The organism is Pseudomonas sp. PB120 (genome assembly GCF_009761815.1).
Classification (GTDB): domain Bacteria; phylum Pseudomonadota; class Gammaproteobacteria; order Pseudomonadales; family Pseudomonadaceae; genus Aquipseudomonas.
Genome location: NZ_RWIN01000030.1, coordinates 1 through 21522, shown reverse-complemented (window position 1 = coordinate 21522; position 21522 = coordinate 1). Strand labels below are relative to the sequence as shown.

General features: G+C 58.3%; 27 protein-coding genes and 2 pseudogenes. 17 read left to right on the top strand and 12 right to left on the bottom strand.

All coding sequences use genetic code 11. From position 1 onward, the window contains the following. The first annotated feature begins 177 nt into the window (after positions 1 to 177). Genes EJA72_RS04945 through EJA72_RS04925 form a run of 5 tightly spaced genes read left to right on the top strand, consistent with a single transcriptional unit; the run spans position 178 to position 3935 of the window. The gene (locus EJA72_RS04945; protein WP_157710404.1) at positions 178 to 585 is read left to right on the top strand and encodes a FagA protein; all 408 of its coding nucleotides are present in this window, start codon (positions 178 to 180) and stop codon (positions 583 to 585) included. Next, the gene (locus EJA72_RS04940; protein ID WP_157710403.1) at positions 566 to 1942 is read left to right on the top strand and encodes an aspartate ammonia-lyase; all 1377 of its coding nucleotides are present in this window, start codon (positions 566 to 568) and stop codon (positions 1940 to 1942) included. The genes EJA72_RS04945 and EJA72_RS04940 overlap by 20 nt, the downstream gene beginning before the upstream one ends. Positions 1943 to 1969: 27 nt before the next feature. Continuing rightward, positions 1970 to 2398 (top strand): hypothetical protein, encoded by a 429-nt coding sequence (locus EJA72_RS04935; RefSeq protein WP_157710402.1) that lies wholly within the window; start codon positions 1970 to 1972, stop codon positions 2396 to 2398. Between the two features lies 1 nt (position 2399). Continuing rightward, positions 2400 to 3011, top strand: a complete 612-nt coding sequence (locus EJA72_RS04930; RefSeq protein WP_157710401.1) for a superoxide dismutase — start codon at positions 2400 to 2402, stop codon at positions 3009 to 3011. A 30-nt stretch (positions 3012 to 3041) separates the two neighbouring features. Next, positions 3042 to 3935 carry a ZIP family metal transporter gene (locus tag EJA72_RS04925; RefSeq protein WP_157710400.1) on the top strand — a complete coding sequence of 298 codons (894 nt, stop codon included), beginning with the start codon at positions 3042 to 3044 and terminating at the stop codon, positions 3933 to 3935. Between the two features lie 144 nt (positions 3936 to 4079). On the opposite strand, the gene EJA72_RS04920 is transcribed toward EJA72_RS04925, so the two are convergent. From EJA72_RS04920 to EJA72_RS04875, 10 genes are all read right to left on the bottom strand, one after another. Continuing rightward, a complete protein-coding gene (locus tag EJA72_RS04920; RefSeq protein ID WP_116580965.1) occupies positions 4080 to 4352 on the bottom strand; it encodes an HPr family phosphocarrier protein in 273 nt (90 codons plus the stop codon). Between the two features lie 15 nt (positions 4353 to 4367). Continuing rightward, on the bottom strand, positions 4368 to 5225 hold the full coding sequence (gene rapZ / locus EJA72_RS04915) for an RNase adapter RapZ (protein ID WP_157710399.1): 858 nt from the start codon (positions 5223 to 5225) through the stop codon (positions 4368 to 4370). Between the two features lie 2 nt (positions 5226 to 5227). Next, complete coding sequence (gene ptsN / locus EJA72_RS04910; protein ID WP_157710398.1) at positions 5228 to 5692, bottom strand: PTS IIA-like nitrogen regulatory protein PtsN; 465 nt, start codon at positions 5690 to 5692, stop codon at positions 5228 to 5230. 12 nt (positions 5693 to 5704) lie between these two features. Next, complete coding sequence (gene hpf, locus EJA72_RS04905; RefSeq protein WP_007941242.1) at positions 5705 to 6013, bottom strand: ribosome hibernation-promoting factor, HPF/YfiA family; 309 nt, start codon at positions 6011 to 6013, stop codon at positions 5705 to 5707. Between the two features lie 75 nt (positions 6014 to 6088). Next, a complete protein-coding gene (locus tag EJA72_RS04900; RefSeq protein ID WP_157710397.1) occupies positions 6089 to 7582 on the bottom strand; it encodes an RNA polymerase factor sigma-54 in 1494 nt (497 codons plus the stop codon). Positions 7583 to 7766: 184 nt separating this feature from the next. After that, a complete protein-coding gene (gene lptB / locus EJA72_RS04895; RefSeq protein ID WP_027924532.1) occupies positions 7767 to 8492 on the bottom strand; it encodes an LPS export ABC transporter ATP-binding protein in 726 nt (241 codons plus the stop codon). Further along, complete coding sequence (gene lptA / locus EJA72_RS04890) at positions 8492 to 9040, bottom strand: lipopolysaccharide transport periplasmic protein LptA (RefSeq protein WP_157710396.1); 549 nt, start codon at positions 9038 to 9040, stop codon at positions 8492 to 8494. The genes lptB and lptA overlap by 1 nt, the downstream gene beginning before the upstream one ends. Beyond that, positions 9027 to 9599, bottom strand: coding sequence for an LPS export ABC transporter periplasmic protein LptC (lptC, locus tag EJA72_RS04885; protein ID WP_157710395.1), 573 nt, complete (start codon positions 9597 to 9599; stop codon positions 9027 to 9029). Before lptC ends, lptA begins: the two co-directional genes overlap by 14 nt. A 7-nt stretch (positions 9600 to 9606) precedes the next feature. Beyond that, a complete protein-coding gene (locus EJA72_RS04880) occupies positions 9607 to 10131 on the bottom strand; it encodes an HAD family hydrolase (RefSeq protein WP_157710394.1) in 525 nt (174 codons plus the stop codon). After that, positions 10131 to 11105: a KpsF/GutQ family sugar-phosphate isomerase gene (locus EJA72_RS04875; RefSeq protein WP_157710393.1), complete on the bottom strand. Its 975-nt coding sequence runs from the start codon at positions 11103 to 11105 to the stop codon at positions 10131 to 10133. The genes EJA72_RS04880 and EJA72_RS04875 overlap by 1 nt, the downstream gene beginning before the upstream one ends. A gap of 275 nt (positions 11106 to 11380) precedes the next feature. Here EJA72_RS04875 and EJA72_RS04870 point away from each other — a divergent pair, with 275 nt between their 5' ends. The 10 genes from EJA72_RS04870 to hisC all read left to right on the top strand — a co-directional run bounded on the left by EJA72_RS04870 (position 11381) and on the right by hisC (position 19344). Then, on the top strand, positions 11381 to 12190 hold the full coding sequence (locus EJA72_RS04870) for an ATP-binding cassette domain-containing protein (protein ID WP_157710392.1): 810 nt from the start codon (positions 11381 to 11383) through the stop codon (positions 12188 to 12190). Then, on the top strand, positions 12190 to 12987 hold the full coding sequence (mlaE, locus tag EJA72_RS04865; RefSeq protein ID WP_157710391.1) for a lipid asymmetry maintenance ABC transporter permease subunit MlaE: 798 nt from the start codon (positions 12190 to 12192) through the stop codon (positions 12985 to 12987). The genes EJA72_RS04870 and mlaE overlap by 1 nt, the downstream gene beginning before the upstream one ends. Then, positions 12987 to 13454: an outer membrane lipid asymmetry maintenance protein MlaD gene (mlaD, locus tag EJA72_RS04860; protein WP_157710390.1), complete on the top strand. Its 468-nt coding sequence runs from the start codon at positions 12987 to 12989 to the stop codon at positions 13452 to 13454. Before mlaE ends, mlaD begins: the two co-directional genes overlap by 1 nt. Positions 13455 to 13465: 11 nt before the next feature. Further along, entirely contained in the window at positions 13466 to 14107 is a 642-nt protein-coding gene (locus tag EJA72_RS04855) for a phospholipid-binding protein MlaC (protein WP_157710389.1), read from the top strand. Continuing rightward, positions 14104 to 14409 carry a lipid asymmetry maintenance protein MlaB gene (locus tag EJA72_RS04850; protein ID WP_157710388.1) on the top strand — a complete coding sequence of 102 codons (306 nt, stop codon included), beginning with the start codon at positions 14104 to 14106 and terminating at the stop codon, positions 14407 to 14409. Before EJA72_RS04855 ends, EJA72_RS04850 begins: the two co-directional genes overlap by 4 nt. A gap of 113 nt (positions 14410 to 14522) precedes the next feature. Further along, positions 14523 to 14762: a BolA family protein gene (locus tag EJA72_RS04845; RefSeq protein ID WP_008018705.1), complete on the top strand. Its 240-nt coding sequence runs from the start codon at positions 14523 to 14525 to the stop codon at positions 14760 to 14762. Between the two features lie 22 nt (positions 14763 to 14784). Beyond that, positions 14785 to 16050 carry a UDP-N-acetylglucosamine 1-carboxyvinyltransferase gene (gene murA, locus EJA72_RS04840; RefSeq protein ID WP_157710387.1) on the top strand — a complete coding sequence of 422 codons (1266 nt, stop codon included), beginning with the start codon at positions 14785 to 14787 and terminating at the stop codon, positions 16048 to 16050. Between the two features lie 141 nt (positions 16051 to 16191). Then, on the top strand, positions 16192 to 16827 hold the full coding sequence (hisG, locus tag EJA72_RS04835) for an ATP phosphoribosyltransferase (RefSeq protein ID WP_150658807.1): 636 nt from the start codon (positions 16192 to 16194) through the stop codon (positions 16825 to 16827). A 125-nt stretch (positions 16828 to 16952) separates the two neighbouring features. Continuing rightward, on the top strand, positions 16953 to 18290 hold the full coding sequence (hisD, locus tag EJA72_RS04830) for a histidinol dehydrogenase (RefSeq protein ID WP_157710386.1): 1338 nt from the start codon (positions 16953 to 16955) through the stop codon (positions 18288 to 18290). A 1-nt stretch (position 18291) separates the two neighbouring features. Then, complete coding sequence (gene hisC, locus EJA72_RS04825) at positions 18292 to 19344, top strand: histidinol-phosphate transaminase (protein ID WP_157710385.1); 1053 nt, start codon at positions 18292 to 18294, stop codon at positions 19342 to 19344. Between the two features lie 78 nt (positions 19345 to 19422). Here hisC and EJA72_RS04820 read toward each other — a convergent pair whose 3' ends face one another. After that, entirely contained in the window at positions 19423 to 19854 is a 432-nt protein-coding gene (locus EJA72_RS04820; RefSeq protein WP_157710384.1) for a hypothetical protein, read from the bottom strand. A 150-nt stretch (positions 19855 to 20004) separates the two neighbouring features. Between EJA72_RS04820 and EJA72_RS04815 the strand changes: the two are divergent. Further along, a pseudogene (locus EJA72_RS04815) lies at positions 20005 to 20321 on the top strand (aminotransferase class I/II-fold pyridoxal phosphate-dependent enzyme); the annotation flags it as partial. A gap of 108 nt (positions 20322 to 20429) precedes the next feature. Here EJA72_RS04815 and EJA72_RS04810 read toward each other — a convergent pair. Then, the gene (locus tag EJA72_RS04810) at positions 20430 to 20873 is read right to left on the bottom strand and encodes a hypothetical protein (RefSeq protein WP_157710383.1); all 444 of its coding nucleotides are present in this window, start codon (positions 20871 to 20873) and stop codon (positions 20430 to 20432) included. A gap of 264 nt (positions 20874 to 21137) precedes the next feature. Between EJA72_RS04810 and EJA72_RS04805 the strand changes: the two are divergent. Beyond that, positions 21138 to 21434, top strand: a pseudogene (locus tag EJA72_RS04805) (aminotransferase class I/II-fold pyridoxal phosphate-dependent enzyme); the annotation flags it as partial. Positions 21435 to 21522 lie beyond the last annotated feature (88 nt).

Genomic DNA, 21522 nt, shown 5'->3' with positions numbered 1-21522 from the left:
AAACCCTGTGGGAGCGGGCTTGCCCGCGAAGGCGGAGTGCCAGTCACCGAAGACGTCGAATTCGAAGGCCTCTTCGCGGGCAAGCCCGCTCCCACAGAAATCCATTACTGAGCTCACACTTGTTTTGGTTCTCATTATCATCTAATAATAAATCTCATTACCGAATGAGCCCGGATCATGAGTTCTGCCTTGCACGAGCAGCCCTACCTCGAAAACTGGCGCTGGATGAGTCGCCAGATCCGTTGCGCGATGGACCCCGACGAGCCTCGCCTGATCGAACATTACCTGGCTGAAGGCCGGTACCTGGCGTGTTGCACGGCCACCTCGCCCTGGACCATCGCCGAAACTTCCTTGCGTCTGCTGCTCGACACCGCCGCCGATGTCGCACTGCCCTGGCACTGGCGGACCTACTGCCTCGACCAGGCCTGGCGCCCGTTGCGCGATCTGGAACGCCTCTCTCTGTGCAAGTGCCGCCTAAAGCGCTGGCAAAGCTACACCTGGCAACTGGCGACCTGCGAGTTGCAGCCCTCGATTCCTCTCATAGAACTGGTGCAAGGATTTTCTGATGAACAAGACACGTATTGAGCGCGACAGCATGGGCGAGCTTCAGGTCCCGGTGGACGCCCTCTACGGCGCACAAACCCAGCGTGCGGTGGACAACTTCCCCATCAGCGGTAAACCGATGCCGGTGCAGTTCATCCGTGCGCTGATCCTGGCCAAGGCCGCTGCTGCCCGAGCCAACATCGAGCTCAAGCAAATCAGCGAATCCCAGGGCAACGCCATTGTCGATGCGGCGTTGGGCTTGCTTCAGGGCGATTTCATGCAGCATTTCCCGGTGGATATTTTCCAGACCGGTTCCGGCACCAGCTCCAACATGAACGCCAACGAAGTGATCGCGACCTTGGCCAGCCGCTTGCTTGGTGAAGCCATTAATCCCAACGATCACGTCAACTGCGGCCAAAGCAGCAATGACATCATCCCGACCACCATCCATGTCAGCGCCGCGCTGGCACTGCATGAGCAACTGCTGCCAGCGCTGGTGCGCCTGGTGCAGGTGATCGAGCGCAAGGCAGAGGACGTTCACCACCACGTCAAAACCGGGCGCACGCACCTGATGGACGCCATGCCGGTGCGCATGAGCCAGGTGCTCAACGGTTGGGCGCAACAGTTGAAAGCCAACATCGGGCACCTGCAGGACCTGCTGCCAAGCCTGCAATCCCTGGCGCAGGGCGGTACGGCGGTGGGGACGGGCATCAATGCACATCCTGAGTTCGCTGCGCGTTTCAGCCAACAATTGAGCGAACTGACGCATGTGCAGTTCACGCCCGGTAACGATTTGTTTGCACTGATCGGCTCGCAGGACACCGCCGTTGCCGTCTCCGGCCAGCTCAAAACCACCGCCGTCTCGCTGATGAAAATCGCCAACGACCTGCGCTGGATGAACTCCGGTCCGTTGGCCGGCCTTGGCGAAATCGAGCTCGAAGCCTTGCAACCGGGGTCCTCGATCATGCCTGGCAAGGTCAACCCGGTGATCCCGGAAGCCACCGCCATGGTCGCCGCTCAAGTGATCGGCAATGACACGGTCATCACCATCGCCGGGCAGTCAGGCAATTTCGAACTGAACGTGATGCTGCCGATCATCGCCCAGAACCTGCTGAGCAGCATCGAGTTGCTGGCCAATTCCAGCCATCTGCTGGGTGAGAAGGCCATCGCCAGTTTCAAGGTCAACGAGGCCCGTCTCAAGGAAGCGCTGTCGCGCAATCCGATCCTGGTGACCGCGCTCAATCCGATCATCGGTTACCAAAAAGCCGCGGAGATTGCCAAGAAGGCTTATCAGCAAGGCCGGCCGGTGATCGATGTAGCCCTGGAACATACCGACCTGACGCGTGGCCAACTGGAAGAGCTGCTCAACCCAGAAAAGCTCACCGCCGGCGGCGTGTAACCACCATCACCGCTTTGGAGGCTCACCATGGAGCACTGGAAACGCACGATTGAAAGGGCAAACCGTTGTTTCATGCTGGGCGAATTGATTGATGCTCGCGAGGCTTACCTACAGGCATTGGCCCTGGCCCAAGTGTTGTTCGAGCGCTGGCCGGATGCCGACGAAGCGGTGGCGGCCTGCGTGATATCCCACCACAACCTGGCGGACCTGCACTTGCGCCTGAACCAGCCAGAGGAAAGCGCCGAGTATTTGTGCGCCATCCACCAGCGGTTGCTGCAAACCATGCAAGACCCGCGACTGGCACCGGCGTTGCGGGAAGCCGCGATGCGCCAGAGCAGCAAAACCTACATCGAACTGCTGAATTTCATCAGCGAACACGGCGAATATCCGCGCACACATCGGTTGTTGCACATCGAGGCGACTGCGCCTGCCGCCCAACATCATGGAGTTCATTGAAATGGCTTTTACCTTGCCTGCCTTGCCGTACGCCTATGACGCCCTGGAGCCGCACATCGATGCGCAGACCATGGAGATCCACTACACCAAGCATCACCAGACCTACATCAACAATCTCAACGCCGCGGTAGAAGGCACCGAGTTTGCGGAGTGGCCGGTGGAAAAACTGGTGGCCGCTGTGCAGCAACTGCCGGAGAAACTACGTGCTGCCGTGATCAATCAGGGCGGCGGCCATGCCAACCATTCACTGTTCTGGGAAGTGATGGCGCCGCAGGGTGGCGGTAAACCTGAAGGTGAGTTGGCCCAGGCCATCGATGAGCAACTGGGTGGGCTGGACAGTTTCAAGGACGCTTTCACCAAAGCGGCGTTGACCCGGTTCGGCAGTGGCTGGGCGTGGCTGAGTGTGACCCCGCAAAAGACGTTGGTCGTTGAAAGCAGCGGCAATCAGGACAGCCCGTTGATGAATGGCAACACGCCGATCCTGGGGCTGGATGTCTGGGAGCACGCGTATTACCTGCGGTATCAGAACCGTCGCCCTGAATACATCAACGCGTTCTACAACGTGATCAATTGGCCCGAAGTCGCTGCGCGCTATCAGGCTGCACGGGCTTAAGTCGTCTACAAAAACAATCCAAGGCTGACTATGGGCACTGAAACACTGGCGATCGGAAGCGGACGCATGTTTCGTTACGCACTGGGATCGCTGTTACTGCTGGCGGGCATGAGTTTGTTGGTTGCCCAAGGGCTGGCATGGCTGGACCTTGAGCCGAAACTGCTGCGTGCATTGCAAGGCGGGGCAATCTGCGCGCTGGGCACGGCCTTGGGCGCGGTGCCCGTGTTGGTCATTCGGCGCATGCCTCAGACGGTCAGCGATACGCTGCTGGGTTTCGGGGCCGGGGTGATGTTGGCGGCGACGGCGTTTTCGCTGATCGTGCCGGGTATCTCCGCCGCCGAAAGCCTGGGGTTGGCGCCTTGGGCGGCCAGTGGCCTGATCAGCTTCGGCATCATGCTCGGCGCATTCGGGTTGTTTCTGGTCGACCGCAAGGTCGCTGGGGCCAGTCCGGAACTGTTGATCGGCACGCCGGAGCGGCCAGTGATTCCACCGCGAATCTGGCTGTTTGTCTTTGCCATTATTGCCCACAACATTCCCGAGGGCATGGCGGTCGGTGTCTCGGCCGGGGGAGGCATGCCCGACGCCGATAGCCTGGCGATGGGCATCGCGTTGCAGGATGTGCCTGAAGGTTTGGTAATTGCGCTGGTGTTGGCCGGGGCAGGGATGTCGCGGGTCAAAGCGTTTCTGATCGGAGCCGCGTCAGGTTTGGTCGAGCCGGTTTTTGCGCTGCTGTGTGCGTGGCTGGTGAGCCTGGCAGAAATGCTGTTGCCGTTGGGACTGGCGCTGGCGGCCGGGGCAATGCTGCTGGTGGTCACGCACGAAGTGATTCCCGAGTCGCGCCGCAATGGTCACGACAAGCTTGCCAGCCTTGGGTTGCTGATCGGGTTTTGCCTGATGATGGTGATGGATACCGCGTTGGCGTAACACGAATTATGTAGCAGCTGGCGAAGCCTGCGTCCGGCTGCGCAGCAGTCGTAAATCCGGAATGCCTGAAAAACCGCGCTGACTGATTTTGCGACTGCTCCGCAGCCGGACGCAGGCTGCGCCAGCTGCTACACGGTCGCGGAGTTACTCGCCTTCGTCGAAGAAGTTGTTGATCAACGCCACCAGCGCATCCAGCGCTTCCTGTTCCTGCTCGCCTTCCGTACTCAGATGGATTTTGGTGCCCTTGCCTGCAGCCAGCATCATCATGGCCATGATGCTTTTGCCGTCGACCATCGATTCAGGGGTGCGTCCGGCTCTGATCTGGCACGGGAACTGGCCGGCCACACCTACGAATTTTGCTGAAGCGCGGGCATGCAGGCCCAGTTTGTTGATGATTTCAATTTCCAGAGCAGGCATCGCGGTGTGAATCCTTTAGCTGAGGTCGCGGTGGCGGACCTGGACATTCTTCAGGGATTTTTGCAGGGTCTGACCCAGACGTTCGGTCAGGTAGACGGAGCGGTGATGCCCGCCGGTGCAGCCAATGGCAATGGTGACATACGCGCGGTTGCTGGCGGCGAAACGTGGCAGCCACTTGAGAAGGTATGTGGAAATGTCCTGGAACATCTCTTCGACGTCCGGCTGTGCCGCCAGGTACTCGGCAACCGGTTGATCAAGCCCGGACTGCTCGCGCAATTCCGGCTTCCAGTAAGGGTTTGGCAGGCAACGCACGTCGAACACCAGGTCGGCATCCACTGGCATGCCACGCTTGAACCCGAACGACTCCACCAAAAACGCCGTACCGGGTTCCGGTTGGTTCAGCAGGCGTAGTTTGATGGTATCGCGCAGCTGATACAGGTTCAGGTTGGTGGTGTTGACCTTGAGGTCGGCCAGGTCGGCGATCGGCCCAAGCAGGCTGGTTTCGTCGTTGATCGCTTCGGCCAGCGAACGATTGGGGCTGCTCAGCGGGTGACGACGACGGGTTTCCGAAAACCGTTTGAGCAAGGTCTCTTCGTCGGCATCCAGGTACAGGACATCGCACTGGATATGTCGGCCGCGGACTTCTTCCAGCAGTTCGGGAAATCGTGACAGGTGGCTCGGCAAGTTGCGCGCGTCGATGGACACGGCCACCAGAGGTTGTGCCAGCTCGGTGTGTATCAGCGCACGCTCGGCCAGTTCCGGCAGCAGGCCGGCCGGCAGGTTGTCGATGCAGTAATAGCCGTTATCCTCGAGAACATCGAGCGCGGTGCTTTTACCTGAGCCGGAACGGCCACTGACAATGATCAAGCGCATGATTAGTGCCCGTTTTGTTCGTCCAGGACAACCTGATACAAGGCTTGATTACTCGGAGCGCTGCGCAGTTTTTCACGCACTTCCTTGCGATCGAGCATGCTGGCGATCTGGCGCAGGAGTTCCAGGTGCGCATCGGTGGCGGCTTGCGGGACCAGCAGAACGAACAGCAGGTCAACCGGGGCGCCGTCGATGGCGTCGAAATCGATAGGGGCGTCCAGGTGCATCAAGGCACTGATGGGCGCGTCGCAGCCTTTGAGGCGGCAGTGGGGGATAGCGATGCCGTTGCCAAAACCGGTAGAACCGAGTTTTTCACGGGCGACCAGACTCTCGAAGACATCCTGCATCGCCAGATCCGGCACTTCGCGGTGGATTAGGTTGGCAATTTGCTCGAGGGCTTTCTTTTTACTGCCGCCCGGCACGTTCACGAGGGAACGGCCGGGGGTCAGGATGCTTTCAAGTCGGATCATGGGTTGGGAGTGTTAACGACCGGTAGCGCCCTGGAGGAGGCTCTGGGTCTTTTCCTTATGCTTTTTGAGTTGTTTATCCAGCTTGTCGGTCAATGCGTCGATCGCTGCGTACATGTCAGTATGTTCCGCGTTTGCGACCACTTCATTGCCGGGAATATGCAGCGTGGCTTCGATTTTCTGCTTCAGCTTTTCGACCGTCATCGTGACCTGCACGTTGGTGATCTTGTCGAAATGTCGCTCCAATCGTTCGAGTTTTTCGCCGATGTAGGTGCGAAGAGGTTCGGTCACTTCCAGTTGGTGTCCACTGATGTTGACTTGCATACAGCTTCTCCTTCGTTGCCAGTGCATAAAGCGGTAGATCAGATGATCTACCACTGGAACGCTGTGACGTGGCCCTTACATCAACCGCTTACGTTCGCTCGAAGGCGCGATCCCAAGGGATTCGCGGTACTTGGCGACGGTGCGGCGAGCCACCTGAATGCCTTGTGCCTCCAGTAAACCAGCGATCTTGCTGTCACTCAACGGCTTTTTCTGATTTTCCGCGGCAACCAGTTTTTTGATGATCGCGCGGATCGCCGTGGACGAGCATTCGCCGCCTTCTGAGGTGCTGACGTGGCTGGAGAAAAAGTATTTCAGTTCATAAATGCCCCGAGGGGTGTGCATGAACTTTTGCGTGGTCACCCGTGAAATCGTCGATTCGTGCATGCCCACCGCTTCGGCGATGTCGTGCAGTACCAGCGGTTTCATGGCTTCATCGCCGTACTCCAGAAAGCCTCGTTGATGCTCGACGATCTGGGTGGCCACTTTCATCAGGGTTTCGTTGCGGCTTTGCAGGCTCTTGATGAACCAGCGGGCCTCTTGCAACTGGTTGCGCATGAACGTGTTGTCGGCGCTGGTATCGGCGCGGCGCACGAAACCGGCGTATTGGGCGTTGACCCGCAGCCGTGGCACCGATTCCTGGTTGAGCTCCACCAGCCAGCGCTCGTTGTCCTTGCGCACGATAACGTCGGGAACGACGTATTCGGCTTCGCTGGATTCGATCTGGGAGCCTGGGCGCGGATTGAGGCTCTGAACCAGTTCGATGACCTGGCGCAGTTCGTCTTCCTTGAGCTTCATGCGACGCATCAGCTGGCTGTAGTCGCGGCTGCCGAGCAAGTCGATGTAATCGCTGACCAGACGCTTGGCCTCGGCCAGCCAAGGGGTCTTGGCGGCCAGTTGGCGCAATTGCAGCAGCAGGCATTCGCTCAGGTTGCGCGCGCCGATGCCGGCGGGTTCGAACTGTTGGATGCGGTGCAGGACGGCTTCGATTTCGTCCAGTTCGATGTCCAGTTCCGGATCGAACGCTTCGAGGATTTCCTCGAGGGTTTCGTCCAGGTAACCCTGATTGTTGATGCAGTCGATCAGGGTCACGCCGATCAGGCGATCGGTATCGGACATCGGCGCCAGGTTCAGTTGCCATAACAGATGGCTTTGCAGGCTTTCGCCGGCCGATGTGCGGGTCGTGAAATCCCACTCGTCGTCATCGTTGCTCGGCAGGCTGCTGGCGCTGGTCTGGTAGACGTCTTCCCAGGCGGTGTCGACGGGCAGTTCGTTGGGAATGCGCTCGTTCCAGTCGCCTTCCTCAAGGTTGTCCACCGTCGGGGCGGTTTCCTGGTAGGAGGGTTCCGAAACATCGGCGTTGGGTTGCTGTTCGGCTTTGTCGGCCAAGGGGTCGGCGTTATCGAAGTCGTCGCCTTCTTCCTGGCGTTCGAGCATCGGATTGGACTCCAGGGCCTCCTGGATTTCCTGTTGCAGGTCCAGGGTCGACAATTGGAGCAGGCGGATGGCCTGTTGCAGCTGCGGTGTCATCGTCAGCTGCTGGCCCATTCTCAAGACTAGCGATGGTTTCATGGCAGGGGCTTAACACCTTATTCGCCGGCGCACATGCGCCATCCACTACAGGGCGCCGGAGCGCCAAACATAAGCAAATTATATGCCCGAAACTGCAGCGTTTGCCTAGAGCGCTGTAACAATAAAAAAATGTTGATTTTTCATTGCGACAAGCGCTCGGTCGACTAGCCAGGCACCTTGGTTCTTACAGGCGGAACTCATGGCCCAGGTAGACTTCCTTGACCAGATCGTTGGCCAGGATGGTGGCGGAGTCGCCTTCGGCGATCAGCTGGCCATCATTGACGATGTAGGCGGTTTCGCAGATGTCCAGGGTTTCACGGACGTTGTGGTCAGTGATCAGCACGCCAATGCCCTTGGCCTTGAGGTGGTAGATGATCTGCTTGATGTCGCCGACCGAAATCGGGTCCACGCCGGCGAAGGGTTCGTCGAGGAGGATGAATTTCGGGTTGGTGGCCAGCGCCCGGGCGATTTCCACGCGGCGACGTTCACCACCGGACAGGCTCATGCCCAGGTTGTCGCGGATGTGGCTGATGTGGAATTCCTGCAGCAGGCTTTCCAGCTCTTTGCGACGGCCTGCCTTGTCGAGTTCCTTGCGGGTCTCGAGGATGGCCATGATGTTGTCGGCCACCGAGAGTTTGCGGAAAATCGACGCTTCTTGCGGAAGATAACCGATACCCGCCTTGGCACGACCGTGCATGGGCTGGTGACTGACATCCAGATCGTCGATCAGCACGCGGCCCTGATCGGCCTGTACCAGGCCGACGATCATGTAGAAGCACGTGGTCTTGCCGGCCCCGTTAGGGCCAAGCAGGCCGACGATCTGACCGCTGTCGATGGACAGGCTGACGTCGCGCACAACCTGGCGGCTCTTGTAGCTCTTGGCCAGATGCTGAGCTTTCAGAGTTGCCATTACTGGGCCTTTTGCTCGTCGGTTTTCTTCTTCGGCTGGATCACCATGTCGATGCGCGGACGCGCCTCGGTGACCTTGTTGCCTGTGGCGCGACCGGCGCTCGCCAGTTTCTTCACCGTGTCGTAGACGATTTTCTCGCCTTGAGTGGTGTTGTTGTCCTTGTCGACGACCTTGGCGCGATCGATCAGCACGACGCGATTCTGCGCGGCGTGGTACTGGATCGTTACCCCCCAGCCCTGAACAGGTTTGGTGTCGCCCTGGGTCTGGAGTTGCTCGAAGTAGGCAAGGTTGCCCACCGAGGTCACGACGTCGATGTCGCCGGCCGGGGTGCGAGTGATGGTCACGGTATTGCCTTTTACGATCATCGAGCCTTGGGTGATGATCACGTCACCTTTGTAGGTGGCAATGCCGTTCTTGTCGTCCAGTTGGGCGTCGTCGGCCTGAATGCGGATAGGCTGCTCTTGATCGTTCGGCAGAGCCCAGGCGCTCACGCTTCCCAGTGCTGCGCCCAGACTGAGCAAAATAGGGAGAGTTTTAACGAGCCTCATACTGTCCTCTTACGTTCGATAGCAGGTGTATCCTGCTTTCTTTCAAATACGCTTTCATTCCCTTGCCAGTCGACACACCACCAGCGCCGTCGATTCTAACGGGTTGCTCGGTCTGCGCATATTGCTGCTGCGGGAACACGGTCATGCGGGTGGAGGTGATCAGTGTCTTGCGGTTTTTCTCGTCGAAACGAGTGATCCGCACCGAATCGATCAGTTCGACCTGGGTGCCGCCGGAATTGACTTCGCCGCGTTCGCTCTGCACGTGCCACGGGAATTCGGTGCCGCGGAACATGTTCAGGTCCGGATTGGTCAGCAGGGTCACGTCAGTGGCTTTCAGGTGCTCGACCTTGTCGGACGTCATCTCGTATTGCAACTTTCCGTCCGGCAGGAACTGCAGGCTGTGGGCGTTGGTGGCGTAATAGTCGATCGCGCTTTCATCGACCTTGACCACGGTCTTGTCGAGGAAGCGCTCCGGACTGATGTTCCAGTAGCCGACCGCCGCAAAAATCGCTGCGATGCAACCGAACACCAGAATGTTGCGAAACTTTTTGCTCAGCATAGTTGGCTCACAGGTACGCGGCGTTGGCCGCATCGAGGCGGCCCTGGGCGCGCAGGATCAATTCGCAGAATTCGCGAGCGGCACCCTCGCCACCGCGGGCCTGGGTAATGCCGTGGGCGTGTTCGCGCACGAAACTGGCGGCATTGGCCACTGCCATGCCCAGCCCTACGCGGCGAATGACCGGCAGGTCCGGCAGGTCGTCGCCGAGGTAGGCGACCTGTTCATAGCTTAGGTTGAGTTGAGCCAGAAGCCCGTCAAGCACCACCAGTTTGTCTTCGCGACCCTGGAACAGGTGTGGAATGCCGAGGTTCTTTGCGCGTCGCTCGACCACCGGGGTCTTGCGGCCGCTGATGATAGCCGTCTGCACGCCCGCTGCCATCAACATCTTGATGCCTTGGCCGTCGAGGGTGTTGAACGTCTTGAATTCGCTGCCGTCTTCGAGGAAGTACAGGCGACCGTCGGTCAGGACGCCATCAACGTCGAATACCGCCAGTTTGATCTGTTTGCCGCGTTCCAGAAGGTCCGTGCTCATTACATTACCCCCGCACGCAGCAAGTCGTGCATGTTCAAGGCGCCAACCGGACGGTCGTCGCCATCGACCACGACGAGCGCGTTGATTTTGTGGTCTTCCATGATTTTCAGGGCTTCGGCGGCGAGCATCTCGGCGCGGGCCGTCTTGCCGTGAGCCGTCATGACCTGGTCGATCGTGGCGCTATGGATGTCGATGCTGCGGTCCAGCGTGCGGCGCAAATCGCCGTCGGTGAAGATCCCGGCGAGTTTGCCGTCGGCTTCAAGGATAACGGTCATGCCCAGGCCCTTGCGGGTCATTTCCATCAGCGCGTCCTTGAGCAGGGTGCCGCGCTGGACTTGCGGCAGCTCCTGCCCGGCGTGCATGACATTTTCCACTTTCAGCAGCAGGCGGCGACCCAGCGCACCGCCAGGGTGGGAAAAGGCGAAATCTTCAGCGGTAAAGCCGCGGGCTTCCAGCAACGCAACGGCGAGGGCGTCGCCCATGACCAGGGCGGCGGTGGTCGACGAGGTTGGCGCCAGGTTCAGCGGGCAGGCTTCATGCTCGACGTGCACGTTCAGGTTGACCTCGGCAGCCTTGGCCAGCGGCGACTCGGGATTGCCGGTCATGCTGATCAACTGGATGCCCAGGCGCTTGATCAGCGGCAGGAGCGTGACGATTTCATTGGTAGAGCCGGAGTTCGACAGCGCGAGGATGATGTCGTCGCGGGTGATCATGCCCATGTCGCCGTGGCTGGCTTCGGCCGGATGTACGAAGAAAGCCGTGGTGCCGGTGCTGGCCAGGGTGGCGGCGATCTTGTTGCCGATGTGCCCTGACTTGCCCATGCCGACCACGACCACGCGGCCTTTGCTGGCCAGAATCATCTCGCAAGCGCGTACGAAATCGGCGTCGATACGGGGCAGCAAGCCTTGTACGGCTTCCAGTTCGAGGCGGATCGTGCGTTGGGCGGATTGAATCAGGTCGCTGGATTGGCTCATGTCAGAAATCGTATAGCCTGAGAAAAGGCGGCGATTATAGCGGTAATGATGGAAACCCTCACGCAAGTTCGTCGCGCATTGTCATTCCCTGTTACGGGAAACCGTCTAAATGAAGCTTTTTGCCTGTCATGTTGCTGAATACGTCCCGGCTTGGGCCTTTGGCGCTTGGCCTGTGCAGTGATATAGTTCGCCGCCAGTTCGGCCCGCCCGGGAAGTATGTGCTTTCGACAGAAAGACAGGCGTCCGAGTGAGAGGCTGCATCGCAAGGAGTTTAGATGAGTGCCGATAACGCCTACGCGGTCGAGCTGAAGGGACTGTCCTTCAAGCGCGGTGCGCGCAGCATTTTCAATAACGTCGATATCCGTATTCCACGCGGCAAGGTCACCGGCATCATGGGGCCTTCCGGGTGTGGCAAGACCACGCTGTTGCGTTTGATGGGCGCACAGTTGCGGCCCACCAAGGGCGAAGTCTGGGTCAACGGTCAGAACCTGCCGAAGTTGTCGCGCAGCGATCTGTTCGATGCACGCAAGCACATGGGTGTGCTGTTTCAGAGCGGTGCTCTGTTTACCGATCTCGATGTGTTCGAGAACGTGGCCTTTCCCCTGCGCGTTCATACCGAGCTACCGGAAGAAATGATCCGGGACATTGTCCTGCTCAAATTGCAGGCAGTGGGCTTGCGTGGCGCCATCGATCTGATGCCTGACGAACTGTCCGGTGGCATGAAGCGTCGCGTCGCGCTGGCCCGGGCGATCGCCCTCGATCCGCAAATCCTCATGTATGACGAGCCCTTCGTGGGCCAGGACCCGATCGCCATGGGCGTGTTGGTGCGCCTGATCCGCCTGCTCAATGACGCGCTGGGCATCACCAGTATCGTGGTCTCCCATGACCTGGCCGAGACCGCAAGCATTGCCGATTACATTTATGTCGTGGGTGACGGGCAGGTGCTGGGGCAGGGCACGCCTGACGAGCTGATGAACTCGGACGAGCCGCGTATCCGTCAATTCATGACAGGCGATCCGGACGGCCCGGTCCCCTATCACTTTCCAGCGACGGATTACCGCGCAGATCTTCTGGGGAAGCGCTGATGCGCAAGATTTCACTAATAGAGCGAGTGCGCCGGTTCGGCCACGCCGGCATCGATGTGCTGGCGGTGTTCGGGCGTTCGGCGATTTTCCTGTTCCATGCCTTGTTCGGTCGTGGTGGCATCGGTGGCGGTTTTGGCCTGCTGGTCAAGCAACTGCATTCGGTTGGCGTGATGTCCCTGGTGATCATCGTGGTCTCCGGGGTGTTCATCGGCATGGTGCTGGCGCTGCAAGGGTTCAACATCCTGTCCAGCTACGGCTCCGAGCAGGCGGTCGGGCAGATGGTTGCGCTGACACTGCTGCGAGAGTTGGGTCCCGTGGTCACGGCATTGCTGTTCGCCGGGCGCGCGGGTTCTGCGCTGACGGCTGAGATCGGCAACATGAAATCCACCGAGCAGTTGTCCAGTCTGGAAATGATTGGCGTCGACCCGCTCAAGTACATCATTGCCCCGCGCCTGTGGGCCGGCTTCATTTCCCTGCCGGTGCTGGCGATGATTTTCAGCGTGGTGGGTATCTGGGGTGGTTCCTGGGTGGCCGTCGACTGGCTGGGTGTCTATGAAGGGTCATACTGGTCGAACATGCAGAACAGCGTGACGTTCACGGATGATGTGCTCAACGGCATCATCAAAAGCATCGTTTTCGCCTTTGTCGTGACCTGGATTGCCGTATTCCAAGGCTATGACTGCGAGCCCACTTCCGAGGGGATCAGTCGTGCCACTACCAAGACCGTTGTGTATGCCTCGTTGGCTGTACTCGGCCTGGACTTTATTCTGACCGCCTTGATGTTTGGAGATTTCTGATGCAAAACCGCACCCTGGAAATCGGTGTCGGCCTTTTCTTGCTGGCTGGCATCCTGGCTTTGCTGTTGCTGGCGTTGCGTGTAAGTGGCCTGTCGCCGAGCGCTACCACCGACTCCTATAAACTGTATGCGTACTTCGACAATATTGCCGGTTTGACGGTCAGAGCCAAGGTGACCATGGCCGGTGTGACCATCGGCAAAGTCACGGCGATTGATCTGGATCGCGACAGTTTCACCGGTCGAGTGACCATGCAGCTGGAAAAACGCGTAGATAACCTGCCGGCCGACTCCACTGCATCTATTCTGACTGCTGGCCTGTTGGGCGAAAAATACATCGGCATCAGCGTGGGTGGGGAAGAAGCCCTGCTCAAGGATGGTGGGACCATCCACGACACGCAGTCGTCGCTGGTGCTTGAAGACCTGATCGGTAAATTCCTGCTCAATACCGTTAGCAAAGACGCCAAATGAGGAGCTTTTGTATGATCTCTACCTTGCGACGTGGCCTGTTGGTGGTACTCGCGGCCTTGCCGTTGATGGCTAACGCCGTGGCGGCGCCTTCGGCGCACGATATCGTGCAAGACACCACCAACCGGATGCTGGCCGACCTGTCGGCCAACAAAGAGAAGTACAAGCAGGACCCGCAGGATTTCTACACGGCGCTGAACACCATCGTCGGGCCTGTGGTGGATGCCGAGGGTATCTCCAAAAGCATCATGACCGTCAAATATTCGCGCAAGGCAACACCGGCGCAGATGAAGACCTTTGAAGAAAACTTCAAAAAAGGACTGTTCCAGTTCTATGGCAATGCCTTGCTCGAGTACAACAACCAGGGCATCACCGTCGATCCAGCCAAGGACGAGTCCGGGGACCGCACCAGCGTTGGCATGACCGTCAAGGGCAGCAACGGCGCGATCTATCCAGTGTCCTACACGCTCGAGAAAGTCAACGGCGAGTGGAAGCTGCGTAACGTGATCATCAACGGTATCAACATTGGCAAGCTGTTCCGCGATCAGTTTGCGGATGCGATGCAGCGCAATGGCAATGACCTGGACAAGACCATCAATGGTTGGGCCGGGGAAGTCGCCAAGGCCAAGGAAAACACCGAGAAGCAAACCCAATGAGTGTGTCGGCCATTCGCATGAGCGAATCCGGCGAGCTGCGCCTTAGCGGCATGCTGGATTACCGTACGGGGCCAGGCCTGCGCAAGCAGGGGCAGGCGTTGATCAAGTCGAGCAAGGCTGCCGAACTGGTGATCGATTGCTCCGCGGTGCTGAAGTCCAGCAGCGTCGGCTTGTCGTTGTTGCTGTGCTTCATGCGGGATGCGCAGGAGGCCGGCAAGCCGTTGAGCATCCGTGCGATGCCCGAAGACATGCGCGAAATCGCTCAGGTCAGCGAATTGACCGAGCTGTTGGCGCATCCCTAACCGCATCTATAAAGAAGCCCCCCGTCAGAGTCCTGCTCCGCGGGGTTCGCAGGCGCGGGGCTTTTTTGTATGATGTCCGACCCGCGCGCACAGGGCGCCGATTGAGGTTGAGCATGCAGGCCGTAGAAGTGAAGAGCTTCCTTGAAGGAAAGCTGCCCGGAACGAAGGTTGAAGTCGAGGGCGAAGGCTGCAATTTCCAGCTGAACGTGATTAGCGATGAACTGGCGGCGTTGAGCCCGGTGAAGCGTCAGCAGCAGATCTATGCCCATTTGAACCCATGGATCGTCGATGGCAGCATCCATGCGGTCACTATGAAATTTTTCAGCAGCGCGGCCTGGGCCGAGCGCACCTGAGCCCAAGGGCGTCGAGATTCTTATGGATAAATTGATTATTACCGGTGGCGCTCGTCTTGATGGCGAGATCCGCATCTCCGGGGCAAAGAACTCTGCCCTGCCGATCCTGGCTGCCACCTTGCTGTGCGATGGCCCGGTTACCGTTGCCAACCTGCCGCACCTGCACGACATCACCACCATGATCGAGCTGTTCGGTCGCATGGGCATTGAGCCGGTGATCGACGAGAAACTCAGCGTCGAAATCGACCCGCGCACCATCAAGACCCTGATCGCTCCGTACGAACTGGTTAAAACCATGCGTGCGTCGATTCTGGTGTTGGGCCCGATGGTTGCGCGTTTCGGTGAAGCCGAAGTCGCACTGCCTGGCGGTTGCGCCATCGGTTCGCGTCCGGTTGACCTGCACATCCGTGGCCTCGAAGCCATGGGCGCGGTCATCGACGTCGAAGGCGGCTACATCAAGGCCAAGGCACCTGAAGGTGGCTTGCGTGGTGCGCATTTCTTCTTCGACACCGTCAGCGTGACCGGTACCGAAAACATCATGATGGCGGCCGCTCTGGCCAAAGGCCGCAGCGTGCTGCAAAACGCCGCTCGCGAACCTGAAGTCATCGACCTGGCGAACTTCCTGATCGCCATGGGCGCCAAGATTACCGGCGCCGGCACCGACACCATCACCATTGATGGCGTCGAGCGTCTGCACACCACCACGTACAAAGTGATGCCTGACCGTATCGAAACCGGCACCTACCTGGTGGCGGCGGCGGTGACGGGTGGTCGTGTGAAGGTCAAGGACACGGATCCGACCATCCTTGAAGCCGTTCTGGAAAAGCTCAAGGAAGCCGGTGCTGAAATCACCTGCGGCGACGACTGGATCGAGCTGAACATGCACGGCAAGCGGCCAAAAGCGGTGAACATCCGCACCGCTCCGTACCCGGCGTTCCCGACCGACATGCAAGCGCAGTTCATCTCCCTCAACGCCATTGCCGAAGGCACAGGCGCTGTGATCGAGACGATCTTCGAAAACCGCTTCATGCACGTCTATGAGCTGCACCGCATGGGCGCCAAGATCCAGGTCGAAGGCAACACCGCCATCGTTACTGGCACCGAGAAGCTCAAAGGCGCGCCAGTCATGGCCACCGACCTGCGTGCTTCCGCCAGCCTGGTCATTTCGGCGTTGATCGCCGAAGGCGACACCCTGATCGACCGCATCTACCACATCGACCGTGGTTACGAGTGCATCGAAGAGAAGCTGCAGATGCTCGGCGCCAAGATCCGCCGCGTACCGGGCTAGTTTCTGCTTCATGGGCGCAGGGACGCGCCCGCTGGTTTCGTTTCAAGTCGGGGGCTTCTTCATTATCGAGAAAGCCCTCGATGTGTGTCCGGCGCCATTTGCGACCGGGCATCAGTAGCCTGATAAGGACTGACGTTTCCCATGTTGACCATCGCACTGTCCAAGGGCCGCATCCTTGACGACACCCTGCCGCTTCTGGCTGAAGCGGGCATCGTGCCGACCGAGAATCCGGACAAGAGCCGCAAGCTGATCATCCCCACGACCCAGGCCGATGTGCGCCTGCTGATCGTGCGTGCCACCGATGTGCCGACCTACGTCGAGCATGGTGCCGCCGACCTCGGCGTCGCCGGTAAAGATGTGTTGATGGAATACGGCGGCCAGGGCCTCTACGAGCCTCTGGATTTGCGAATCGCCCTCTGCAAGCTGATGACCGCTGGCCGTGTCGGCGACGTCGAGCCCAAGGGCCGTCTGCGCGTGGCGACCAAGTTCGTCAACGTTGCCAAGCGCTACTACGCCGAACAGGGTCGTCAGGTCGACATCATCAAGCTCTACGGCTCGATGGAACTGGCGCCGCTGATCGGTCTGGCCGACAAGATCATCGACGTGGTCGACACCGGTAACACGCTGCGTGCCAATGGCCTGGAACCTCAGGAATTCATTGCCGACATCAGTTCCCGACTGATCGTGAACAAAGCGTCGATGAAAATGCAACACGCCCGTATCCAGGCGTTGATCGACACCCTGCGCAAGGCAGTGGAGTCTCGACACCGCGGCTGATTCACCTGCGCGACCTTGAGTCGCGCCCGTCTATCCGCCTCATAGCCAGAATCTCAGGTGCCCAAGCGGAAACGACTGCTAAGTTAGGGCGCCTGAGTTTTTGCCATTCCTATGAGGCTCTCGCTATGACCGCACTGACTGCAATTCGCCGACTCAACGCTGCTGACCCGGATTTCGCACATCATCTGGATCATCTGCTGAGCTGGGAAAGTGTGTCTGACGACTCGGTCAATCAGCGGGTGCTGGACATCATCAAAGCCGTGCGCGAACGCGGTGATGCGGCGCTGGTGGAATTCACCCAGAAGTTCGACGGCCTGGAAGTCGCCTCGATGGCCGACCTGATCCTGCCGCGTGAACGCCTGGAATTGGCCCTGACCCGGATCACCGTGCCCCAGCGCGAGGCCCTGGAAAAAGCCGCCGCTCGCGTGCGCAGCTACCACGAAAAGCAGAAACAGGATTCCTGGAGCTACACCGAGGCCGACGGCACCGTGCTGGGCCAGAAGGTCACGCCGCTGGACCGTGCCGGTCTGTATGTGCCGGGCGGCAAAGCGTCGTACCCGTCGTCCGTCCTGATGAACGCGATCCCGGCCAAAGTGGCGGGCGTGACCGAAGTGGTCATGGTCGTGCCGACGCCACGCGGTGAAATCAACGAGCTTGTGCTGGCGGCAGCCTGCATCGCCGGTGTGGACCGTGTGTTCACCATCGGCGGCGCCCAGGCGGTTGCGGCATTGGCTTACGGCACCGAAAGCGTGCCGAAGGTCGACAAAGTGGTCGGCCCGGGCAACATCTATGTCGCCACCGCCAAGCGTCACGTGTTTGGCCAGGTCGGTATCGACATGATTGCCGGTCCGTCAGAAATCCTCGTGGTCTGCGACGGCAAGACCGATCCGGACTGGATCGCCATGGACCTGTTCTCCCAGGCCGAGCACGACGAAGACGCCCAGGCGATTCTGGTGAGCCCGGACGCCGAGTTCCTCGACAAGGTCGCTGCCAGCATCACCAAGTTGCTGCCGACCATGGAGCGCGCCGAAATCATCGAAACCTCGATCAATGGTCGCGGTGCCTTGATCCTGGTTCGCGACATGGAACAGGCCATTGAAGTGGCCAACCGCATCGCACCGGAACACTTGGAGTTGTCAGTCGCCGATCCGCAAGCCTGGTTGCCGCAGATCCGCCACGCCGGCGCGATCTTCATGGGCCGTCACACCTCCGAAGCCTTGGGCGATTACTGCGCCGGCCCGAACCACGTGCTGCCGACGTCCGGCACCGCGCGCTTCTCTTCGCCGCTGGGTGTGTACGACTTCCAGAAACGCTCGTCGATCATCTTCTGCTCTGAGCAGGGCGCGTCCGAGTTGGGCAAGACTGCTTCCGTGCTGGCCCGTGGCGAGTCGCTGACCGCCCACGCCCGCAGTGCTGAATACCGCATCATCGACGAGCTCTCTATTAAAGGGCAGGGGAACTGAGATGAGTAAATTCTGGAGCCCGTTCGTCAAGAACCTGGTGCCTTACGTGCCGGGCGAGCAGCCGAAGCTGACGAAACTGGTGAAGCTCAACACCAACGAAAACCCGTACGGCCCATCGCCCAAAGCGCTGGCGGCGATGCAGACCGAACTGAATGACAACCTGCGTCTGTACCCGGACCCGAACAGCGATGTGCTCAAGCAAGCCGTTGCCAAATACTACGGCGTGCAGGGCAATCAGGTGTTCCTGGGCAATGGCTCGGACGAAGTCCTGGCGCACATTTTCCACGGGTTGTTGCAGCACGATAAGCCCCTGCTGTTCCCGGACATCAGCTACAGCTTTTATCCGGTTTACTGCGGCTTGTATGGCATCTCGTTCGACGCGGTGCCACTGGACGAGCAGTTCCAGATCAACCCGGCGGACTACGCCAAACCGAACGGCGGGATCATTTTCCCGAACCCGAACGCGCCGACCGGTTGCCTGTTGGCATTGGACGCGGTGGAGCAAATCCTCAAGGCCAGCCCGGAGTCAGTGGTCGTGGTGGATGAGGCTTACATCGACTTCGGCGGCGAAACCGCGATTGCTTTGGTGGACCGTTATCCGAACTTGCTGGTCACCCAGACCTTATCCAAGTCCCGGTCCCTGGCCGGGCTGCGGGTGGGTCTGGCGGTGGGGCATCCGGACCTGATCGAGGCGCTGGAGCGGATCAAGAACAGCTTCAACTCCTACCCGATCGATCGCCTGGCGAACGTCGGTGCGGCGGCGGCATTCGAGGATCGCGAGTACTTCGAAAAGACGTGCCGCCTGGTCATCGAGCACCGTGAGTGGGTCGTTGCGCAACTGAAAGCGAAGGGGTTTGAAGTGTTGCCGTCGGCGGCGAACTTCATCTTCGCCCGTCATCCGCAGCACGATGCGGCTGGGCTGGCGGCGAAGTTGCGTGAGCAGGGCGTGATCGTCCGGCACTTCAAGCAGGAGCGGATTGCCCAGTTCCTGCGGATCAGTATTGGTACGCCGGAGCAGAATCAGGCATTGATTAACGGTCTCGGGCAAATGTAAAAGGCGAATGAGCGCAGTTCCCGGTATTTGAAAGGGAACTGCGTTAGGCAACTGTGATAACTATCTGGCTTTTATTGGTTAATATCCGGGGATATTCCTATTGTCTGCCTCGAACTGTATGTTTGCTGTCGAACCGTTCTCCAATGTATAGGAGATTGGTGCGTTAACCTTGTATCTTGCGAAGGTGAATGTTCCTGCAGCCCTGCCATTTACCACTTTAAGTTGTTGACCTTCAAGTTGGAAAGTCCAAGCGATCGGAAAATTCTGGTCTGCATCGGGATAAGTTGTGTCAAAGGTTTCTGGCACATTTGAAGGGAGACCCAAGGCGAAGTGAGTGTCAGAATTCGCACCTTTCTTCCCGCCTTCCAGTTGAAACGCTTGGGCGATGAGCATGCTTGTGCTAAGAATAACATTGTTTGTCTTATAGATTTTGCCCTCGAGTTCCAAGGTTGCAACTCCTTTGGATAATGCGTGTTTGGATTTAAACTCATATTCCTGTTGAGTGCCCATGATCTTTCCCTTGCTGGTAATTAAATGTTAACTGCCAAGGGAGCTTACGTTCGTAAGGGTTTTTACAGTACTGTCATAAATAACAGTTCTTTAGAACTTATTGAAATAAAATCGATGCGTTGTGGTTAACGCTCACTGATTTGTAACCTATCGTTGTCTTACGGCAACGAAAGCGTGCCGAAGGTCGACAAAGTGGTCGGCCCTGGCAACATCTATGTCGCCACCGCCAACCGTGAGTGGGTCGTTGCGCAACTGAAAGCGAGGGCTTTGAAGTGCTGCCGTCGGCGGCGAACTTGATCTTCGCCCGTCATCCGCAGCACGATGCGGCGGGGCTGGCGGCGAAGTTGCGTGAGCAGGGCGTGATCGTCCGGCACTTCAAGCAGGAGCGGATTGCCCAGTTCCTGCGGATCAGTATTGGTACGCTGGAGCAGAACCAGGCGTTGGTTGATGGGCTCGGTGAGTTGTAATTTTTGAATGTGCACAGTTCCCGGTACTTCATCGGGAACTGTAGTAGGTGATTGCAGCGAGTGTGTGCGTTTTCTTACTGGGCGCGGCGGGGTTGTACAAAGTGTAACTCAAACATACTCAGCGCTGAATGTGGTAATAATGCTTTCGCCATTCTCAAGCAGCATTCTGATTTCTGCTTCGAGTGTTCTATATGAGTTGGAAAACTTTCCAGTAATACTTCCTTCTGTCGCGCTAAACTTAGCGCCTTCGTGGTAAAAAGCCCACGGCTCCGGATGGTCTGTGCTGCCGGCTTTATAGGATTGATGGAATCGTTCAGGAATATCTGTTTTGCTGAGGAAGCTCAATAGCAAAGTACTTTGAACAGATTTGTCTTCTGAATTCTTGGTGTTTGTCGCGCCAAAGTCACTTGCCCATACTAATCCGCCGGCTTTATTTGTTACAAAATTTGTTTCTATTGAATAAAACTCTTTCCCGTTCCAATTCATAGTTGCGCTTCCTCTATTAGCTTTTATAGCGTTAGGGTCATATTTGAAAGGTTCTAGAGAAATCATGTTTTTTTCCTTTTTTATGAAAGTTTTACTTCGGCTGGAGGCAGTGTTTTTGAGGTTTTGTTTTCTGTTTCTAATGAAGAACGGTGCAGGGCCAAATTACGGCATTTGAAATATATGGGGTACTGTCATAAATGACAGTGCTTTAGATTTTTATTAACTTGTTTAGAACGTTCCGCATCATTAATTGAATAAGCGGTGTGTCGATTTTGAAATGATTATTGAATCAGCATTGATCCTGTAGATGCGACGTATGGCGAAGTCGACGCTGCGAGGTTCGAGGATCGAGAGTACTTCGACAAGACGTGCCGCCTGGTCATCGAGCACCGTGAGTGGGTCGTTGCGCAATTGAAATTGAAGGGTTTTGAAGTACTGCCGTCAGCGGCGAACTTCATCTTCGCTCGTCGTCCGCAGCACGATGCGGCTGGGCTGGCGGCGAAGTTGCGTGAGCAGGGCGTGATTGTCCGGCACTTCAAGCAGGAGCGGATTGCCCAGTTCCTGCGGATTTCGATTGGTACGCCGGAGCAGAGTCAGGCGTTGATCGACGGCCTAGGCGACCTCTAAACAACACTAACCCCTGTAGGAGCGAGCTTGCTCGCGATGGAGTGTCAGTTGACATCGTTGTCGCTGACACACCATCGCGAGCAAGCTC

What these genes read in the sequence shown, in the direction of transcription:
- EJA72_RS04945 (WP_157710404.1), top strand. Translation starts at nt 178, where the DNA reads ATGAGTTCTGCCTTGCACGAGCAGCCCTACCTCGAAAACTGGCGCTGG.
- EJA72_RS04940 (WP_157710403.1), top strand. Translation starts at nt 566, where the DNA reads ATGAACAAGACACGTATTGAGCGCGACAGCATGGGCGAGCTTCAGGTC.
- EJA72_RS04935 (WP_157710402.1), top strand. Translation starts at nt 1,970, where the DNA reads ATGGAGCACTGGAAACGCACGATTGAAAGGGCAAACCGTTGTTTCATG.
- EJA72_RS04930 (WP_157710401.1), top strand. Translation starts at nt 2,400, where the DNA reads ATGGCTTTTACCTTGCCTGCCTTGCCGTACGCCTATGACGCCCTGGAG.
- EJA72_RS04925 (WP_157710400.1), top strand. Translation starts at nt 3,042, where the DNA reads ATGGGCACTGAAACACTGGCGATCGGAAGCGGACGCATGTTTCGTTAC.
- EJA72_RS04920 (WP_116580965.1), bottom strand. Translation starts at nt 4,352, where the DNA reads ATGCCTGCTCTGGAAATTGAAATCATCAACAAACTGGGCCTGCATGCC.
- rapZ (WP_157710399.1), bottom strand. Translation starts at nt 5,225, where the DNA reads ATGCGCTTGATCATTGTCAGTGGCCGTTCCGGCTCAGGTAAAAGCACC.
- ptsN (WP_157710398.1), bottom strand. Translation starts at nt 5,692, where the DNA reads ATGATCCGACTTGAAAGCATCCTGACCCCCGGCCGTTCCCTCGTGAAC.
- hpf (WP_007941242.1), bottom strand. Translation starts at nt 6,013, where the DNA reads ATGCAAGTCAACATCAGTGGACACCAACTGGAAGTGACCGAACCTCTT.
- EJA72_RS04900 (WP_157710397.1), bottom strand. Translation starts at nt 7,582, where the DNA reads ATGAAACCATCGCTAGTCTTGAGAATGGGCCAGCAGCTGACGATGACA.
- lptB (WP_027924532.1), bottom strand. Translation starts at nt 8,492, where the DNA reads ATGGCAACTCTGAAAGCTCAGCATCTGGCCAAGAGCTACAAGAGCCGC.
- lptA (WP_157710396.1), bottom strand. Translation starts at nt 9,040, where the DNA reads ATGAGGCTCGTTAAAACTCTCCCTATTTTGCTCAGTCTGGGCGCAGCA.
- lptC (WP_157710395.1), bottom strand. Translation starts at nt 9,599, where the DNA reads ATGCTGAGCAAAAAGTTTCGCAACATTCTGGTGTTCGGTTGCATCGCA.
- EJA72_RS04880 (WP_157710394.1), bottom strand. Translation starts at nt 10,131, where the DNA reads ATGAGCACGGACCTTCTGGAACGCGGCAAACAGATCAAACTGGCGGTA.
- EJA72_RS04875 (WP_157710393.1), bottom strand. Translation starts at nt 11,105, where the DNA reads ATGAGCCAATCCAGCGACCTGATTCAATCCGCCCAACGCACGATCCGC.
- EJA72_RS04870 (WP_157710392.1), top strand. Translation starts at nt 11,381, where the DNA reads ATGAGTGCCGATAACGCCTACGCGGTCGAGCTGAAGGGACTGTCCTTC.
- mlaE (WP_157710391.1), top strand. Translation starts at nt 12,190, where the DNA reads ATGCGCAAGATTTCACTAATAGAGCGAGTGCGCCGGTTCGGCCACGCC.
- mlaD (WP_157710390.1), top strand. Translation starts at nt 12,987, where the DNA reads ATGCAAAACCGCACCCTGGAAATCGGTGTCGGCCTTTTCTTGCTGGCT.
- EJA72_RS04855 (WP_157710389.1), top strand. Translation starts at nt 13,466, where the DNA reads ATGATCTCTACCTTGCGACGTGGCCTGTTGGTGGTACTCGCGGCCTTG.
- EJA72_RS04850 (WP_157710388.1), top strand. Translation starts at nt 14,104, where the DNA reads ATGAGTGTGTCGGCCATTCGCATGAGCGAATCCGGCGAGCTGCGCCTT.
- EJA72_RS04845 (WP_008018705.1), top strand. Translation starts at nt 14,523, where the DNA reads ATGCAGGCCGTAGAAGTGAAGAGCTTCCTTGAAGGAAAGCTGCCCGGA.
- murA (WP_157710387.1), top strand. Translation starts at nt 14,785, where the DNA reads ATGGATAAATTGATTATTACCGGTGGCGCTCGTCTTGATGGCGAGATC.
- hisG (WP_150658807.1), top strand. Translation starts at nt 16,192, where the DNA reads ATGTTGACCATCGCACTGTCCAAGGGCCGCATCCTTGACGACACCCTG.
- hisD (WP_157710386.1), top strand. Translation starts at nt 16,953, where the DNA reads ATGACCGCACTGACTGCAATTCGCCGACTCAACGCTGCTGACCCGGAT.
- hisC (WP_157710385.1), top strand. Translation starts at nt 18,292, where the DNA reads ATGAGTAAATTCTGGAGCCCGTTCGTCAAGAACCTGGTGCCTTACGTG.
- EJA72_RS04820 (WP_157710384.1), bottom strand. Translation starts at nt 19,854, where the DNA reads ATGGGCACTCAACAGGAATATGAGTTTAAATCCAAACACGCATTATCC.
- EJA72_RS04810 (WP_157710383.1), bottom strand. Translation starts at nt 20,873, where the DNA reads ATGATTTCTCTAGAACCTTTCAAATATGACCCTAACGCTATAAAAGCT.